A 17,245-nucleotide genomic window follows, 5' to 3' on the forward strand; every position below is an offset into this window, starting at 1 on the left:
TTCAAAAGTTAAAGATCTTTCACGAGATCTTCGATGCTAGATAATGCAGACAACGTTAATTCTTTATTGCTGAAATCGCTCAATGTTTTTTCGCGTGCTTTTTTCTGCGAACAATGCTCAATCGTCTCGATAAGATGCCTGTGAAAACGATCCATAAAGCACTCAATTGAGTGTTTGCTGAACGCCTGGGTGTATACCGCTTTTACTTGAAGCCGTCCGTCCGTAATGAGAGCGTTGATGTCCAGCTCATACTCTCGTTCTCTCTCACCCGCTATTTCGTAACGGGGCTTGTAATATGATAATTGAAACGTTTCAGCTTCCTTCTCTTCGCTAAATTGACCGAGATAATTAAAGCTGACCTCAGGCTCTTTATGCCGCAGTTCTCCTATGTGTGTTAACAATCCGTATCCAGTTCCTTTGTTCGGTACTCTTCTCAGCATATCTTTTGTCATCTTAATTCGGTATGCGAGCTGATCCTCGAAAGGCTCGGGAATACCCATGTCTAGCAGAATAGGATAAATGGAAGTAAACCATCCAACTGTCCTTGAAATATCAATGTTTGGCACATGCCCTTCTCTACCGTGTCCCTCAGTGCTGATCACGATTTGGTCATGCCCAGTCCATTCAGAAAGCGCCATTCCTAAAGCCGTAAGCAAAAGTTCGTTGGCATCAGTACCATAGGCTTGCTGGGTTTCAAACAGCAATTTTTCAGTCCAGTCCCCGGATAGTACAAACGCTGCTGCGTCGCTGTTCTTTTGGAGTCTGTCCGGCACATTTTCTATGTCCTTAGGAAGAAAAGCAGTGTGAGCGTCTAAAATCGTTTGCCAATACGTTTTCTCTGAATGCAATTGTTTACTTTCAGCTATTTGGGTAAGACCATCGGCGTAGGATAAATAAGAATCCGTTTTTGGCGGTAATTGGATTTCTTTCTTTTCTAAGGCCTGTTGATATGCTGCAGCTAAATCTTCAAGCAGAATTCTCCAAGAAACACCATCTATCACAAGATGATGAAGTGCAATCAGCAAATGATCCCCTTCTGCCGTTTTAAACAAACCTGCTTGCAGCAAAGGCCCTTTTTCTACATTCATTTTGCTTTGAATGCCGGTTTCCTCAGCGGCAAGTTTTTCATCAAGATGAGCCCTTTCCAGGGATGCTTTTGTCCAATCTGAAATATAAAGGCCAAACAGTTCATGATCCTTGTGATTGATTCCGCGATTAAACTGAATGACATGGCCGTTTTGGTCACGTTGGAAAATCATGCGAATGGCATCATGATGCTCGGTTATTTTACGCAGCGCTAGATGAAGCGCGTTAGCATTGAATCCTTTTTCACTGAAAAGCATGACGGACTGGTTGTAATGATAGTGAAAAGCATGTACCTGTCCGAAAAATCTTCGCTGAATCGGGGTGAGTTCAGCTTCACCTTCCGCAGGTCCCTGGTCCGCTTGAGATGCCAATGGTGTGATATGTCCGCATAGTTCCTGAATCGTTGAATAACGGAATAAGTCGCGTATTGTCATGCTCCAGCCTTCAGCTGCCAGACGTGCTGCCACTTGTAATGCTTTAATTGAGTCTCCGCCAAGCTCAAAAAAGGAATCGTGAATGCCGACTCGTGACATGCTCAGTACATCTTCCCATATATACGCCATCGTTTTTTGTAAGTCGTTAACTGGTGCGGTATATGGACGCGATAACACATTATTTGGAGCCGGCAAGGCATTTCTGTCCAGCTTTCCGTTTAGGGTCAGCGGCATGTTTACTAAAGGAATCAGATGTGCAGGAATCATATACGCTGGCAGCTCCTTTGTTAAAGCAGCCCGGAGAGCATTCGTATTGACGTCTGAAGGCACAATATATGCTGCCAAACCAGCCTGTCCATTTTTATCATGCTGAACGGCAACAGCAGCTTCTCTGACAAGCCCCGTTTGAAGCAGAACACTTTCAATTTCTTCTGTTTCAATTCTGTATCCATTTATCTTTACTTGATAATCCATTCGGCCAAGAAGCCGGATCGTTCCGTTTGGAAGCCAGCATGCTCGATCACCGGTTCTGTACAGCCTTTCTCCAGAGACAAATGGATTTTCTGTAAATTTCATTTGCGTTAAGTCAGGTTTATGATGATAGCCTTTCGCAACACCTGCCCCGCCGATGCACAGCTCGCCGGCAACACCGATCGGCTGAATTTGATCAGTCTGGCTGAGTACGTACATGTGTACATTCGGCAGCGGGCTGCCGATTGGTACGTTATCTCCCGTACACTCTCCACCCATACTGGTTTCATAGAAACTCGAATCAATGGTTGCCTCTGTGACACCATAGCTATTAATGATGCGCATGCTTTGGTCAAAGCGATCTGTCAATGTTTTGAAATCTTGAGCCTTCACCATGTCGGAACCAAGGATCAGTATGTCTAAGTCAGGAAGCTTGAACTGATTACGGTATACATACTCCATCACCGGGATAATGAGAGCCGGTGTCGACTCCATCACCGTGATTCTCTGAGAGTTCATGATTTTATATATTTCAGCAGGTTCCAGCCGTGTTTCATCTGGGCAAACGATTAGAGTCCCGCCGTTGGTCAATGTTCTCGCCAAATCTCCTGAGAAGACATCGAATGAAAAGCTCGCGATTTGAAGCAGTCTGACAGGCTTCCGATCCAGTTCATAAATTTGACGCCAAGCAAGAGCAGCATGAGTAAAGTTCTGATAGGTGACAATAACACCTTTAGGCGCACCCGTCGTTCCTGACGTATAAATGATATATACCGGCTCTTCAGGAGCAGGAGATAAGTTAAGGTTGCAGTTACTTTCTTCATAAGTGCTTTCATCGTCAAGGCAGATATGAGACATCTCAGATTCAGGCAAGTTTGAAATCAAATGCTTCAATTCCTGCTGTGAAAGTAGAATATCTGCCCCGCTATCACGAAGAATATATTCAATACGGGCTTTTGGATAATGTGAATCGATTGGGATATACACTCCGCCAGCTTTCATCACTGCCAGCACTCCAACAATTGCATCAATGGACCGCTTGGCTAATACAGCCACAGTTGGCTTCGGTCCTTTTCTCTTTTGCAATGTTCGTGCCAGACGATTGGCTCTTTCATTTAGAAGTCGATAGCTAATCTCTATTTCGTTATCAATAACAGCTATATGTTCTGGAATTTCTTCAGCTTTCGCTTCAAATATGCGATGAAAAGGAACATCTTTTTGAGCAAATTCAACCTGAGTTTTGTTAAATTCAAAGACTATTTTTTGTTTTTCTTTATCACTAAGTATGTTTATTTGTGCAAGGCTTGTTTCAGGGGTTGAAAGTGCCGCATGCAGAAATTCGGTAAAATGATCGGCCCAGCGTTCAATCGTAGCTTTCAGGAATACTTCTGTACTAAATTCCATTTCGCAGCAAATAGATCCACTTATTTCCGTAGCTATTAATGTGATATCAAATAAGGAAATGTGATGTGCGAAATTGGCAGGCCGGACTTTTATTTCTCTCAGATCTATGTCTTGTTTTTCCACATTTTGAAGGATAAACATCGCATCAAACACTGGGTTCCGGCTCATATCTCGTGTCAATTCAAGCTTATCGACAAGCTCTTCGAACGGGTAATCTTGATGCTCAAAGGCTTCCAATGCTGTCTCACGCACTTCCTGCAAATACTGTACGAATGGCTTCCCGCCCTCCGGGCGCGTCCGAAGCGCCAGCGTGTTCACAAACATGCCGAGTATCGGCTCAAGATCCTTGTGCGGCCGGCCGGCAATTGGCGAGCCGACGATGATATCTTCCTGTCCGCTTAAGCGTGACAAGAACGCGGTGTAAGCCGCAAGGAGCACCATGTACAGGGTGCTTCCGTTTTCTCGTGCCAGCTTGTGAAGGCCTGATGCAACCTCTGGTTCCAGCGTAAATGAGACCTTGTCACCCGCGAAGCTTCGCACCGGCGGGCGGGTATGATCAGCCGGAAGATCCAGCACAGGCAGCTCGCCCTCGAGCTGCTTCAGCCAGTACGCCTCTTGCGTTTTGTACGCGTCCCCTGTTTTAAATCCTTCTTGCCATACGGCATAATCTTTATATTGAATGCGCAGTGCCGGAAGCTTCCGATTATTGTACAGCTCGCCGAATTCCCGAATCAGAATGTTGACGGAAACACCGTCTGAAATGATGTGATGCATATCAACCAGCAACAGGTGCCGCTCATCTGATACCTTTACGATTTGGGCACGGAACAGCGGTGCTTGGCTGAGATCAAACGGTTTGATAAATGCGGCTGCGGCCTCCTGTTCGGTTCGTTCGCCGAGAACTGTAGTCTGTAACGTAAACGGCACCTCGTCATGGATGCGCTGCACCGGATCGCCTCCTTCGTCCTGTTCGAAGGCGGTTCGAAGCGACTCGTGGCGCTTGATCAGCTCTTTGAAAGCTCTGTCCATCCTTTCAGGGTTGAGCTTCCCTTCGAGCTCTAACACAGCCGGCATATTGTAGCCTGTCCCTCCGTCTTCCAGCTGCTGAAGGACATAAATCCGCTTTTGGGCAGAGGAAACCGGATAGGTTTCCTGTTTTTCAGCGGGCTTAATCGCTTCATATGGACTGTCCGTTCCTTCACGGATAACGGTAGCCAGCCCTTCTACCGTCGGATGGGCAAACACATCTTTTAGCGGCACCTGTACATCGAATTCTTTGGCGATCCGTGAGACAAGCGCTGTTGCTTTTAAGGAATGCCCCCCGCGGTCAAAAAAGTTATCGTGAATCCCGACAGGGCCATTTTTCAGCACGTCCTCCCACAGCTGAGAAAGCTTCATCTCAGTCACGTTTCTCGGCGCCGTGTAGGTCTCCGCATCTGCCGCTCCGTTAAGAGCTGGCAGGGCGTTTCGGTCGAGCTTTCCGCTTGGTGTAACCGGCCACTGTTCCATTTCTATCATATAGGCTGGGACCATGTAGCCCGGCAACAGGCTCTCAAGCTGCGCTCGGACTTCGTTTCTTTGGAGCCCTTCTACATAAGCGCATAATTCCGGCTCGCCGCTGTCTGTCCGTACGGTAACGGCCGCCTCTCTTACACCTTCTATACTTCTTAGTGCCGCTTCAATTTCTCCCGGTTCAATCCGGTAGCCGCGAATTTTCACCTGATCATCCAACCGTCCCAGGAATTCAATATTCCCGTCAGGGAGCCAGCGCGCCACGTCTCCTGTTTTGTACATGCGTTCCCCCGGGTAAAACGGGTCCTCAAGAAAACGCTCCTCCGTTAATGCCGGCCGATTCAAATAACCTCTGGCAAGACCCGCTCCGGCAATGTACAGTTCGCCGGCGACACCGGAAGGCTGTACGGCTAAATGCGGATCTAAAACATACAAACGCGCACCGGGTACGGGCTTCCCAATCGGAATCCGCAAATGATCTCTGTCCCGTTCTGGATCCAATACGTAAAATGCCGCGTCTACCGTTGCTTCTGTCGGCCCGTAACCATGGATTAATGATACCTGTGGCAAGATAGAAGCAAAACGGGCTGCCGTACGCGGCGCAAGCGGTTCACCTCCGGCGAATACACGCTTCAGGCTTGTGCTGTCACGCAACCTTTCGATTTCCGCTTGATCGAGAAAGCTGTTCAGCATAGCCGGAATAAAATGAGCCGTTGTCACGTTTTCCTGATGAATGGCTTTTACGATCAATGCCGGATCTTTCTCCCAGCCGGGCGGAAGCAGATACGCCGAAGCACCGGAAAGCGACCACCAAAACAGCTGCCACACAGACGCATCAAAGGAAAAAGAGGTTTTCACCATGACAATGTCATCTTCCGAAAGCGGAAACTGGTGCTGCATACCGGTCAGAAAGGAAACAGCCTGACGGTGCTCAACGGCCACTCCTTTCGGCTGCCCGGTAGAGCCCGATGTATAGATGACATAGGCGAGAGATCCGCCGTCAGCAGGAGTAAACAGATGGTTTTCTGCTTTTTCGCTCGCAAGAGATGTCATGTCCACTTCAAGCGTTTCGCCAGAAAAGTTCGGTGCGGAGCATCCCGGCTGTGTCAGCAAGAGCGATGCCCCGCTGTCTTTCAGCATGTAGCTCAGCCGCTCCTTTGGATACGCAGGATCAAGCGGCAAATACGCCCCGCCGGCCTTCAATACAGCAAGGACAGCGATCAGCATGTCAGGTGAGCGTTCAGACAGGACACCGACGATACTTTCGTTTGTGACGCCGCGTGCCGCAAGGTGCGCAGCCAGCCGGCTGGCGTACATATCAAGCTCAGCGTATGTCAGCGAACCGCCTGAAAAGCGAATGGCCAGCCGCTCCGGTGTGAAAGCTGCCTGTCGCTCAAACAGCCCATGCAGGGTGTTAGCTTTAGGCGAAACAGCTTCCGTCTTGTTAAACTCATACAACAATTTTTGCTTTTCTCTTGTATTCGTCATATCTAATTCTCTTATAAAGCTGTGCGGATGGTGAAGGGCGTTTTCCAGTATGGTAAGCAGATGAGATTGTATTCGTTTTATATCCTCAAGAGAAAACAAGGTATTTTGATAGTCGAAATTTAATTGAATGGTTCCATTGTCTATCCGTTCTTGTATTTGAACTGAAAGTTCGTTCGCGGTGTATCCGCTGAAATAAAGCGCTGTTTCATAGTCAAAATCATCTGCATTATGCCACTGAAGTGGCTGATACTGCATAGATATACCGATAAGGTTGTGTAAATCCTTCTGTTCATTTCTTAATTCATTTACAAGCAAATTATAAGGAAACCGTTGATGACGCATAACAGAAAGCTGTTCCCTGCCTATTGTGCGGACAAAGGAAAGAAAATCTGTGTCAGGATCAACCGTTATTCTGATTGGAAGAGAACTAACGAACATGCCGAGCATTTCTTTTTCAGCCTTTGACCCTCTGTTGCCATAGTAGGTGCCAATGGCAAGATCTTTTTTAGAAGTGATTCGGCTGATGCATATGTAAAATGAAGCCATAAATAAGGATATGATATTGATCTTGTGTTCTTCGCAGAAGATTCGAATCGTTTGCTCTAGATCAGGTGAAAGAATGATGGTGTCTCTGGATGCAGATGTGCTCTGTTTTTGTAAGGACGTCTGGTCGGCTAACGAGTGGTATTCCAACGGGTGCTCAAAGGTTTGTGTCCAAAATAAACGGTCCTTTGCAAACCGCGGAGATTGTAGATATTGACTCTCTTTTTCGATGTAGCTCAAGTAAGAAGGTTCCGGCTGATCAGGTAAAGGATCTTTCTTTTTCATTTTTTGATAAAGATCTATAATTTGATTTCCCATCACATTTAAAGAGATTCCATCCATTATGATATGATGGAATTTCGCAAATAGCCAAACTTCATGAGAGTCAATTCTAAGGAGGTAAAATTGAAAAAGAGGCGAGTTGAACAGTTTAAATGGAATGCTCGCTTGATCCTGAATCCATTGCTCTATTTCTATCATTTCAACATTTGAAAAATCAATTATTCTAAGTGGATAATATTTATATTCAGTAAGGTGCAATCGCGGCTCAAGCTCTTCTCCTTCTAACAGCTGAAATCTGATGGCGTCGTTGCGGGAGATGGAATGATTCAGCGCTCCCTCTAGAGTATCAAGCTCAATATTGCCTTTGAATTTCACACAAGCTGTAAGATTGCAAATGCTGGTATCTGGCTCCAGCAGTTCGGTAAACCACACTCTCCTTTGGGCATGGGTTAAAGAATAAGTATGTTCGCTCAACGGATTCCCTCCAGTTCTCATAATAAGAGGATAAGAAAATGTAGAAAAAAGCAGAAAAATGACAATAAAAGAAATTATATGACTATATAATCCATATATGCACTATATTAACGGATATTTTTTAAAGTACAATAAAAAACATTAAATTTTTATAACATTTTTTTGAATATAGTATTATTTCTTTATTTTTCGTTTCTTTTTTTATCAAATTTCCGGATATAAAGTGATAAAAGTATTGTTTTACATAAGGTCTTATACACTACTTTTTAATCGGACTAATTTGCTTTTGTGCATCATTCTTCTAATTGTTGGAAGGTTCGACAAAGCATTATTACAGACATAAAAAAACCTGTTTTCTCTTGGAAAACAGGTCTGCCGCTATTATTGATTCGCCAAAATGACAGCGATTTGATCCTCAATATCTTTTCCATCCTCTTCATCAATCAATCCATTTAGAAGAATAGAGAAAACAAGTTTTTTTCCGCTCTTTGTTTCTGCGTACCCCGATAGAGAGCTTACCGTACTGAGCGATCCGGTTTTTGCTCTTACTTTTCCTTGTGCAGGAGTGCCTTTCATGCGGTTTCTCAGCGTTCCGCCCACCATTCTGTCAGGATTGCCCGCAACAGGTAAAGAATTTAGATAAGCCGAGAACCAACTCTGATCCTGAATGTCATATAACAGCTGTGAAAGTTGATCTGAGGATACAGCATCAATATGTGAGATTCCTGATCCGTCCCTTAAGACGAGTGATTTAGAATCAACACCAAATTCCGGAAGCGTACTGTTTAACACTTCGAGCCCCTTTTCCCAGCTCCCTTCTCCTTTTTTCACTTTCCCCATCTCTTTTACGAGCACTTCGGCATGTCCGTTATTACTTAATTTCATGAACGGCACAAAAAGTTTCGATAAAGGCATTGAGCGATGAGAGAGCAGCACATCTGAAGAACTAGGTGCTTCACCCGTCTTGATGTCCCCTTTCACAGTAATACCTTGTTTTTTTAGTGACTGCTTAAATAAATCTAAGGCATATCCGGCAGGCTCCCAGACAGAAATCCATTCCTTTGTCTTGTTTGCGTCAACCGGTACGCTCCCTTCAATTGTAATCGTGTTTGTTCCATGCTCTCTTTCGATTGTGAGGTCTTTCTCTGAACCGGCAGCAGTCGTTTCAGCATCGTTCTTTATCGTTATATAATCGGTTTTCGGAGAGACAGACACGGCAGGCTCTTCCCCTTCTTTTTGATTTGGGGTGACCTCAACAATCACAGTGCCTGCATCATAGTCTTCGTTTGGAGACGCTGTTAGAGCGGAGATTGGCGCGCCATAATATGTGTATTCATCGCTCCAAGGCATATCAGGTGATAATCGCATGTCATCATGCCACGTATCATCACCGATCAGATTGCCTTTAATTACTTTTACGCCGGAATGTTTCAATTTCTCAGCCATTTTGTCAAAATCAGATGGTAAAAGTGTCGGATCGCCTTTCCCTTTCAAATAAAGGTTACCATTCAGCTTTTTCCCTTTCAGTGTTCCATCCGTCCGGACCTCGGTTGTAAAAGAATAGTTCTCGCCAAGGACAGAAAGTGCCGCGGCCGCTGTCAAAAGCTTTAGAGAAGAGGCAGGCCTCATTCGGGTGTCTCCTGAATGTTCATATAGAACAGCACCTGTTTCCGCAGAGCGAACGGTGATGCCGGCCATTGCGCCTTCGAGGGCAGGATGATCAGCTAAAATCTTATCGATCTGCCCGGAAAGTGCATCTTGTTTTTCAGCGGCAAGCGCAGCCTGATGCATATAAGGCACCGAAGCAACGACGAAAAGCAGTAAAACAGCAACATAAAGCTTTATGCTTTTTTTCATTAATTTCCCCGCCTCTCTGCGCTTCATCATTGGCTATTGATGATTCAGTTCAATGGTGATACTGCTTTTAGCTGTCGTTTCTTCTCCCGGCTCCAGCACTTGTAAACCAGTGAGTGACGAAGGTAAATCAAGATTCACTGCGTTTGTCACCCATGTGTAAGGCTCAGGGCATAAATACCCTTGTTTTCCGTCCGCATTGTATACAACCCAATGTTTAAACTGTTCATCTGCCTTATAAATAATGCTGATATGTGCATGCTGATGATAAATGACTGCCTGGTTTTCTCCGCCCCTCTTCTGATAAGAAGATAAAAAGACATCATCCAGCTGCTTGTGGCGCAAATCCATTCCTTCATGCAAAGCTTCTTTATACGGGACATCCATCAGCTTCCCGGTCGGCAGCAGGCGTTCATCCAACTCCCATTGCTGATCTGCTGTCAGGGAAAATAATGAGCTTTCTGCCGGAAATATAAATGTAGTATGATAACCAATTCCCCAAGGAAACGCTTCCTTTCCTTTGTTCATGACCGTCGCATGTTTAAATAGGGTATTCTCCTTGATTGTGTATGTCATCCGAACGACGGCATGATGAGGAAATTGCTTCTGCACATGGGGAAGCTCAGAAAGATCAATTTCTGTTTCAACAATCACTTCTTCATCAGTTTGCTTCGTGGTCACGACATTCCACTTTTCATGGTAAAGAAACCCGTGAAGATGGTTGTGTTTATCCTTGTCGTTGATATCAAAATGATACGTTCTGCCCCGGAAACTGAATGTACCGTCACTTATGCGGTTAGGCGGGAACAGGATTGGAATGCCATACAATGTTGGTGTGTCGTGAAAACTTTCTGCTGTTTCCGGTTCACGCAAAAGCTGGACATTTGTTGTTTTATCCACGAGAGAAATGACGTTGCTCCCCCACTCAGGGACAACAATCATTTCTAGATGTTCGTTGCCCGCTTTGATGGCCGGTGTTCCCAAATAAGTCATTTTTTCAATAAAGTTTGCCATGTTTACTCAACCTCTCCTTGATTCATTGCTAGTATAAGAATTCAATGTACTGTACCATATTTCCTCCATTTTATATTTTCCCCTATCAAATAAAAAAACACCGTTCAAACTTATGAACGGTGTGATTCGGAGGCTATTGGATGAGACGTGTGATTTGTTTCTTTTTCCAGACGAATTGATAATACCCATAAATCAACAGCAAGCTGACGGCAAACGCAGCTGGATAACCAACCCAGACGCCGAGTATTTCAAGCTTTGTATAGTGAGAAAGGACGAAAGCGACAGGCACCTCTACTCCCCAGATTGCAAAAATACTGATGACGGTCGGCCATAAAACCGTTCCGCTTGCCCGCATCGTTGCAGAAATAATTTGGGCATTTCCAAACAGCAAATAGCTCCACAATGTAATCATCAAAAGACGGTGCGCAATGTAAAGCGTCTCTTGCTCGGTTAAAAATAACGATAAAATCTGATGTGAAAAAACATAGATCAGAATGATCAGTACGCCGCCAATGATATAATTCAGCCAAATCCCAACGCGAATGACCTGCTTTAAGCGGTCAAACTCGTTTGCTCCGATCGATTGCGCAGCGAAAATAGAAACCGCAATACCAAGGCTGACGGCCGGCATCTGTACATAGCTGGCCACCTGGTTGACCACTCCGTATGCAGCTGTTGCATTAGAGCCGTAATGATTGACGAATGAAATAACCGCTATCTCTGATAATGAGACAAGAATCATATTGATGCTTGCTGGGACCCCAAGACGCAGCAGAAGAACCAGCAGTTCCTTATCCATTTTCAAATAACGACGCACTGTTTTATCAAATTGCAGCGGGTGTTTTCGCTTTCGTAAATACACCATTAACACGAGAAAAGTCGCAATCGTGGAAATGACAGTTGCATATGCCGAGCCGTATATGCCCAGTTTCGGAAAACCAAACATGCCAAGGATTAAAACAGGCAAAAGCGCGATGTTGATGACCGTGCTCACAATCAGCGTATAAAACGGTGTCTTGGAATCTCCTGTTCCGCGCAAAAAGGTAGTATATGCAAAATATAAAAACATAAATGGCATAGCATAAAATAAAATACGTGCATAGTTAGCGCTGACATGAATGACATTTTCAGGTGTTCCCATTAAACGAAGGATATCCAGGGTGAAAATACTGCCGATAACGGCTAACACAACGCCTAATAAAAATGTAAACGTGAGCGTCGTCCCGACAACAGCCTTTAGCCGTTCCTCATTTTTCGCTCCGTAAGCTTGTCCTATCAGAATCGAACTTCCTGAACCGATCCCAATTGTAAATGAGATTAAAAGAAAAAATAACGGGAAAAAGGATGATACAGCTGCCACTGCATCAACACCGAGCCATCTGCCTACAGCCATCATCCCGACTAGCTGGCCGACCGATTGCAGCACATTGCTCAGCAGAAGCGGCACCAAAAAGAGTGACATCGACCGCCAAACTGATGGTTTGCTTTTCTTTTGAGTTACAAGAGGTTCTTGTGATGTTTCCATATTAAAGGACTCCTTTATTTGAAATCGTTTTTAAACATGTCCTCATTTTTTGACAAAAACAGGATATGTAACATGTTATTATTCATCACTGCACATATGAAACCCTTCCCGATTCTTCTAATTTTACACATCTTTTTAGCTTATGAAGAATAAACTAGCAAGTAATGCCGTATTTTTTGTGAGTAAAAGAATAAAAAATAATTTATGCAAAAGTATTGTAATCTATACGTAATTATTGTAACATTTGTAACATAAGAGAAAGAGATTTTGAAGGAGAGAGCGATAATGAAAAAATGTCTTCTATTTCTAACAACCATTGCACTTATTCTGTCATTAAGCACAAATGCATTTGCGAAAAATACATCAGGCGATTTATCACAAAAACAAGCATTACAGTTGGCATTATCCGCTAGAGAACATTTTTGGAACACCATGAGCGGCCACAATCCGAAGGCGAAAAAAGCAGTTTGCCCATCAGGCACATTCGAGTATCAAAATCTTCAATATGTATACATGTGCAGTGATCTAGGCACTAAAGCAAAAGCGGTGAATTATTTAACTCCTATTTTTACAAAAACAGCAATCGAAAAAGGCTTTAAAGATTATCATTTCACTGTTTCAAAAGGAAAACTTGCTGTTCCAATCGGTGACGGAGACAATCTTTTGAATTGGAAAAAATCAACTGCTAAACTGATCTCTAAAAAAGACAGCACAATCACATACGAATTTACCGTCCCTACATTAGACGGATCCCCTTCTGCAAAACGGAAAGTGACATTTGTGAAAGAAAATAAAAAATGGAAAGTCAATCAATTTGACGCAGTTATATAAGAAAAACGCCCGGTATAAGCGGGCGTTTTTTATTTGGTTTGCATAAAGAAAGACAACAGGCGAAAAGTGCCTGTTGTCTTTTTGTGAATATAACGCTCTAGGAGAGATTCGAACTCCCGACCTGCAGTTTAGGAAACTGCTGCACTATCCGCTGTGCTACTAGAGCTTTTGGTATTTATATAGTAGCTCTGATGATCAATATTTTCAAGCGATTTGTATTAAAGCCCTCCAAAAACCTTATATGCGGCTCTTGTCGTATCTTCATCAATACCGATATACCGCATTGTAATTGATGGTGATGAATGATTCAGTATTCTCTGCAGCTCGGCGATGTCTTTCGTTCGCTGATAAAAATGATAGCCAAACGTTTTCCGGAGTGTATGCGTTCCTATCTCCTCAAGTCCGCACGCCGCAGCGGCCTCTCTTAAAATTCTGTAGGCCTGTATGCGGGAAATCGGCTTCCTGGTCCGCACTGATTTAAAAAGATATTCGTTTTCCTTCATGTCTTTCGTATACTCGTATATTTCCTGTTTCAGCGATTCTAAAATAAGAATCTTTCTTTTCTTTTTCGTTTTGCTTTCAGTCGCCCATAAATGATCTTTATTTTGAACGTCCTTCACTTGCAGCGGCAGAATATCAGAAATGCGGAGCGCGCTGTTGATGCCGAAAATAAACAGAAAATAATCCCGCTTGTTTTTGTTAAGCAAATACTGTTTGACTTCTTGGATTTTCTCTAGACTGCGAATCGGCTGTACAATATGCATCAAAAAACTCCTTAAAAACCGTTATGTAACATTTTGAGGTTTATGTTACTATTATAGCTGGAAAACGTTGAATGTCAAAGTGCGGCGGCATTTATGTAACATAATATACATAGTGTTACATAAGCTTTTAAAAAAGCTTCTTCAAACCTTCACCCTATAAAATAAGCTTTAAAGCCTCTTATAAAGCTTTTAACCTCTTGGATACTTATCCCCCTGCCAATCATAAAAAAACCTCTTAAAACGAAATCTGAAGCTCCCAATTTTCAGGAGCTTCCGCAAAAAAACATACAAAAAAAGACACAATTTCAAATTGTGTCCTAATCCTCATCCTTTACATCAATATCTTCCGGGATTGGTTCATTTAATATTTCCTGCACAAGTGCTTTGTAATTCTCCAGCTGTTCAAGATGCGTTTTGAACTGCTCCTTATAAATCAAAAATTGCTCCCCGTCATGAACGGCTCTGATTTTCCCTTCGAGCACCAAGCTTTTAATATAATCCTCTGAAAGATTTGTATATTCTGCTGTTTCTTCAATCGTTAAATACATATAGCAGTCCCTTCTTAATCCGTATGCTGATTCTAATATAGCACATGGCTCATATCAATATAATCAATTTTGCACAGAAAAACGGCTTTATGCACTATATAATATACCATTTGTCACTTGTGAAAACGCTGTAATTTTTTTACGCTAAGATTGTAACAATACAGCTTCATATAGGAGGGAGAACATGAAAAGAACGTGGAACGTCTGTTTAACAGCTCTGCTTAGTGTTCTGTTAGTCGCTGGAAGTGTCCCTTTTCACGCGGAAGCTAAAAAACCGCCCAAAAGCTACGATGAGTACAAACAAGTAGATGTTGGAAAAGACGGCATGGTTGCGACCGCACATCCTCTTGCTTCTGAAATCGGTGCTGATGTGCTGAAAAAAGGAGGAAATGCTATTGACGCAGCGGTTGCCATTCAATTTGCACTCAATGTAACAGAGCCGATGATGTCAGGTATTGGCGGCGGCGGTTTTATGATGGTGTATGACGGAAAAACGAAGGATACAACGATAATCGACAGCCGTGAGCGTGCTCCAGCAGGCGCAACTCCTGATATGTTTCTGGACGAAAACGGAAAAGCAATACCTTTCTCTGAACGTGTAACAAAAGGTACTGCCGTTGGTGTTCCAGGCACTCTGAAAGGGCTGGAAGAAGCCTTGGATAAATGGGGAACCCGTTCGATGAAGCAATTAATTACCCCTTCTATTAAACTCGCTGAAAAAGGCTTTCCGATTGATTCTGTGTTGGCAGATGCCATTTCTGATTATCAGGAAAAACTTTCACGGACTGCCGCAAAAGATGTATTTTTACCAAATGGCGAACCGCTTAAAGAAGGAGATACCCTTATTCAAAAGGATTTGGCTAAAACATTTAAGCTTATTCGCTCCAAAGGCACTAACGCTTTTTATAAAGGAAAATTCGCCAAGACGCTTTCTGACACTGTCCAGGATTTCGGCGGATCAATGACAGAAAAAGATTTAGAAAATTACGACATTACAATTGATGAACCGATTTGGGGAGACTATCAAGGCTATCAAATCGCTACTACTCCTCCTCCAAGCTCCGGCGGTATTTTCTTATTGCAAATGCTGAAAATCCTTGATGATTTTAACCTTTCACAATACGATGTCCGCTCATGGGAAAAATATCAGCTGCTTGCTGAAACGATGCATTTGTCTTATGCCGACCGTGCGTCTTACGCAGGTGATCCCGAATTTGTAAATGTTCCTCTCAAAGGCTTGCTTCACCCCGATTATATTAAAGAACGCCAGCAATTAATCAACCTAGATCAAGTGAATAAAGAACCGAAAGCCGGTGACCCTTGGAAATACCAAGAAGGATCAGCAAACTATAAACAAGTTGAACAGCCGAAAGACAAAGTAGAAGGCCAAACAACCCACTTTACAGTTGCTGACCGTTGGGGAAATGTTGTTTCCTATACAACAACAATCGAACAGCTATTCGGAACGGGTATTATGGTCCCTGATTACGGTGTCATCCTAAACAATGAATTAACGGATTTTGATGCGATACCAGGCGGAGCTAACGAAGTACAGCCAAACAAACGGCCTTTAAGCAGCATGACCCCGACGATTTTATTTAAGGATGACAAGCCTGTCCTCACTGTTGGATCTCCTGGCGGGGCGACAATTATTTCATCCGTTTTGCAAACCATTCTCTACCACATTGAATATGGTATGGAATTAAAAGAAGCTGTTGAAGAGCCGAGAATTTACACAAACAGCATGAGCTCTTACCGTTACGAAGACGGAGTTCCTAAAGATGTCCTCAGCAAGCTAAACGGCATGGGCCACAAATTCGGCACAAGTCCGGTGGATATCGGAAACGTGCAAAGCATATCGATCGACCATGAAAACGGCACCTTTAAAGGTGTAGCTGATTCAAGCAGAAACGGCGCGGCGATCGGCATTAATTTAAAACGTAAATAAATAAAAAAACTGTACTCGCTTCAAATGAGTACAGTTTTTTCATGCAGATCTTTAATAACAACGGGCATTGCTGATGCAACGGGCATTGCTGATGCTCTGTATCCCTGATTGCAATCCAAAATGACAGAATGATGACTGCTTCTTTGACAAACGTCTTTATTCTGCTAATGCACGTCTATCTTCATCTTTTCATTTCGTTTATCTCATCAAGAAATGTCTGAAACGCACTCGTAATAAAAAAGTCTTTCCTGTATATAAAGACGATCTCTAAGTCTTGATATGCTGGCGGCAGTTTATGAATCCATACATTTGTACGATGCTCGGAGCCGTCAACAGCGGACTTTGGGAGCAGCGCCGTACCCATCCCGGCGGAAACACCTTTTATAATAGCCTCCAATGTGCCAAACTCTATGATTTTTTGATTGTGTATGCCTGCTTCCTCTAGTAATCTTTTGACCCTGTCACGATGAGAACAGCCAGCCCCAAAAAAGAGCATCGGCTGCTGAAGCATGTCTTCTGCCGTCCCTTCTCGTGATGAAATCAAAACTAATTCATCATGGGAAACATGGAGTTGTCTAACTGCAGCGTGTTCAACCGGCCCATATACAAAAGCGCCATCAACTTTATGATCAAGAACCTGTTGAATCAAATGATGCGTATCAGCTGTGTTCACTGATAAATCCACTTCAGGAAAACGCCTGAGGAAGGATGCTGCATGCTCAGGCAGATGCGTTACCGCCGTCGTTTCCAGTGATCCGATCCGCAAAGGCCCTTTTGGTTGCCTGCTCATTCGGGTCGATTTTTCAGCTTTGTCTAACAGCGATAATACTTGATCTGCATATTGTAAAAGATTTTCTCCTGCAGCAGTCAGCTTCATCCCCCGATTCGTTCGATGAAAAAGCCTGATATTCAAATCTTCCTCAAGGTTATGCACTCTGGCTGTCACATTCGACTGAACATAATTCAGCATTTGGGCTGCTTTCGTTATGCTTCCTTCGCGGGCGACAGCCTGAAAAATCTTTAAATCTCCGCTTTCCACGCGCTCTCACCTGCTTGCTATGATGAAA

Annotated in this window: 9 protein-coding genes and 1 tRNA gene; 2 read left to right on the forward strand and 8 right to left on the reverse strand. The window is 43.6% G+C overall.

The window, feature by feature from the left end:
- Positions 1–8: 8 nt before the first annotated feature.
- The 4 genes from ppsA to bslm_RS09590 form a co-directional block, all read right to left on the reverse strand.
- On the reverse strand, positions 9–7,694 hold the full coding sequence (gene ppsA, locus bslm_RS09575; RefSeq protein ID WP_046381072.1) for a plipastatin non-ribosomal peptide synthetase PpsA: 7,686 nt from the start codon (positions 7,692–7,694) through the stop codon (positions 9–11).
- Positions 7,695–8,075: 381 nt separating this feature from the next.
- Positions 8,076–9,551: a D-alanyl-D-alanine carboxypeptidase/D-alanyl-D-alanine endopeptidase gene (dacB, locus tag bslm_RS09580; RefSeq protein ID WP_046381073.1), complete on the reverse strand. Its 1,476-nt coding sequence runs from the start codon at positions 9,549–9,551 to the stop codon at positions 8,076–8,078.
- Between the two features lie 33 nt (positions 9,552–9,584).
- Positions 9,585–10,562, reverse strand: a complete 978-nt coding sequence (galM, locus tag bslm_RS09585; RefSeq protein WP_046381074.1) for an aldose 1-epimerase — start codon at positions 10,560–10,562, stop codon at positions 9,585–9,587.
- A 133-nt stretch (positions 10,563–10,695) separates the two neighbouring features.
- Positions 10,696–12,087, reverse strand: coding sequence for an MATE family efflux transporter (locus bslm_RS09590; protein WP_004399508.1), 1,392 nt, complete (start codon positions 12,085–12,087; stop codon positions 10,696–10,698).
- A gap of 285 nt (positions 12,088–12,372) precedes the next feature.
- On the opposite strand from bslm_RS09590, the gene iseA reads away from it, so the two are divergent.
- Positions 12,373–12,918: a DL-endopeptidase inhibitor IseA gene (gene iseA, locus bslm_RS09595; protein ID WP_046381075.1), complete on the forward strand. Its 546-nt coding sequence runs from the start codon at positions 12,373–12,375 to the stop codon at positions 12,916–12,918.
- A 93-nt stretch (positions 12,919–13,011) separates the two neighbouring features.
- Here iseA and bslm_RS09600 read toward each other — a convergent pair.
- The 3 genes from bslm_RS09600 to bslm_RS09610 all read right to left on the reverse strand — a co-directional run bounded on the left by bslm_RS09600 (position 13,012) and on the right by bslm_RS09610 (position 14,230).
- Positions 13,012–13,084 (reverse strand) — tRNA-Arg (locus bslm_RS09600).
- Positions 13,085–13,136: 52 nt separating this feature from the next.
- Positions 13,137–13,682, reverse strand: a complete 546-nt coding sequence (locus bslm_RS09605) for a site-specific integrase (protein WP_003231473.1) — start codon at positions 13,680–13,682, stop codon at positions 13,137–13,139.
- 317 nt (positions 13,683–13,999) lie between these two features.
- Positions 14,000–14,230: an excisionase family DNA-binding protein gene (locus bslm_RS09610; RefSeq protein WP_003231472.1), complete on the reverse strand. Its 231-nt coding sequence runs from the start codon at positions 14,228–14,230 to the stop codon at positions 14,000–14,002.
- Between the two features lie 184 nt (positions 14,231–14,414).
- Between bslm_RS09610 and ggt the strand changes: the two genes are divergently transcribed.
- Positions 14,415–16,178 (forward strand): gamma-glutamyltransferase, encoded by a 1,764-nt coding sequence (ggt, locus tag bslm_RS09615; protein WP_046381076.1) that lies wholly within the window; start codon positions 14,415–14,417, stop codon positions 16,176–16,178.
- Between the two features lie 181 nt (positions 16,179–16,359).
- Here ggt and yofA read toward each other — a convergent pair whose 3' ends face one another.
- On the reverse strand, positions 16,360–17,217 hold the full coding sequence (gene yofA / locus bslm_RS09620; protein WP_046381077.1) for a LysR family transcriptional regulator YofA: 858 nt from the start codon (positions 17,215–17,217) through the stop codon (positions 16,360–16,362).
- Positions 17,218–17,245 lie beyond the last annotated feature (28 nt).

Origin of the sequence: Bacillus sp. LM 4-2, from assembly GCF_000978495.1 — a bacterium.
Lineage (GTDB): Bacteria > Bacillota > Bacilli > Bacillales > Bacillaceae > Bacillus > Bacillus subtilis.

Coding starts and splice junctions, on each gene's coding strand:
- bslm_RS09610 (WP_003231472.1), bottom strand. CDS start 14,230: ATGTATTTAACGATTGAAGAAACAGCAGAATATACAAATCTTTCAGAG.
- ggt (WP_046381076.1), top strand. CDS start 14,415: ATGAAAAGAACGTGGAACGTCTGTTTAACAGCTCTGCTTAGTGTTCTG.
- iseA (WP_046381075.1), top strand. CDS start 12,373: ATGAAAAAATGTCTTCTATTTCTAACAACCATTGCACTTATTCTGTCA.
- galM (WP_046381074.1), bottom strand. CDS start 10,562: ATGGCAAACTTTATTGAAAAAATGACTTATTTGGGAACACCGGCCATC.
- bslm_RS09590 (WP_004399508.1), bottom strand. CDS start 12,087: ATGGAAACATCACAAGAACCTCTTGTAACTCAAAAGAAAAGCAAACCA.
- dacB (WP_046381073.1), bottom strand. CDS start 9,551: ATGAAAAAAAGCATAAAGCTTTATGTTGCTGTTTTACTGCTTTTCGTC.
- bslm_RS09605 (WP_003231473.1), bottom strand. CDS start 13,682: ATGCATATTGTACAGCCGATTCGCAGTCTAGAGAAAATCCAAGAAGTC.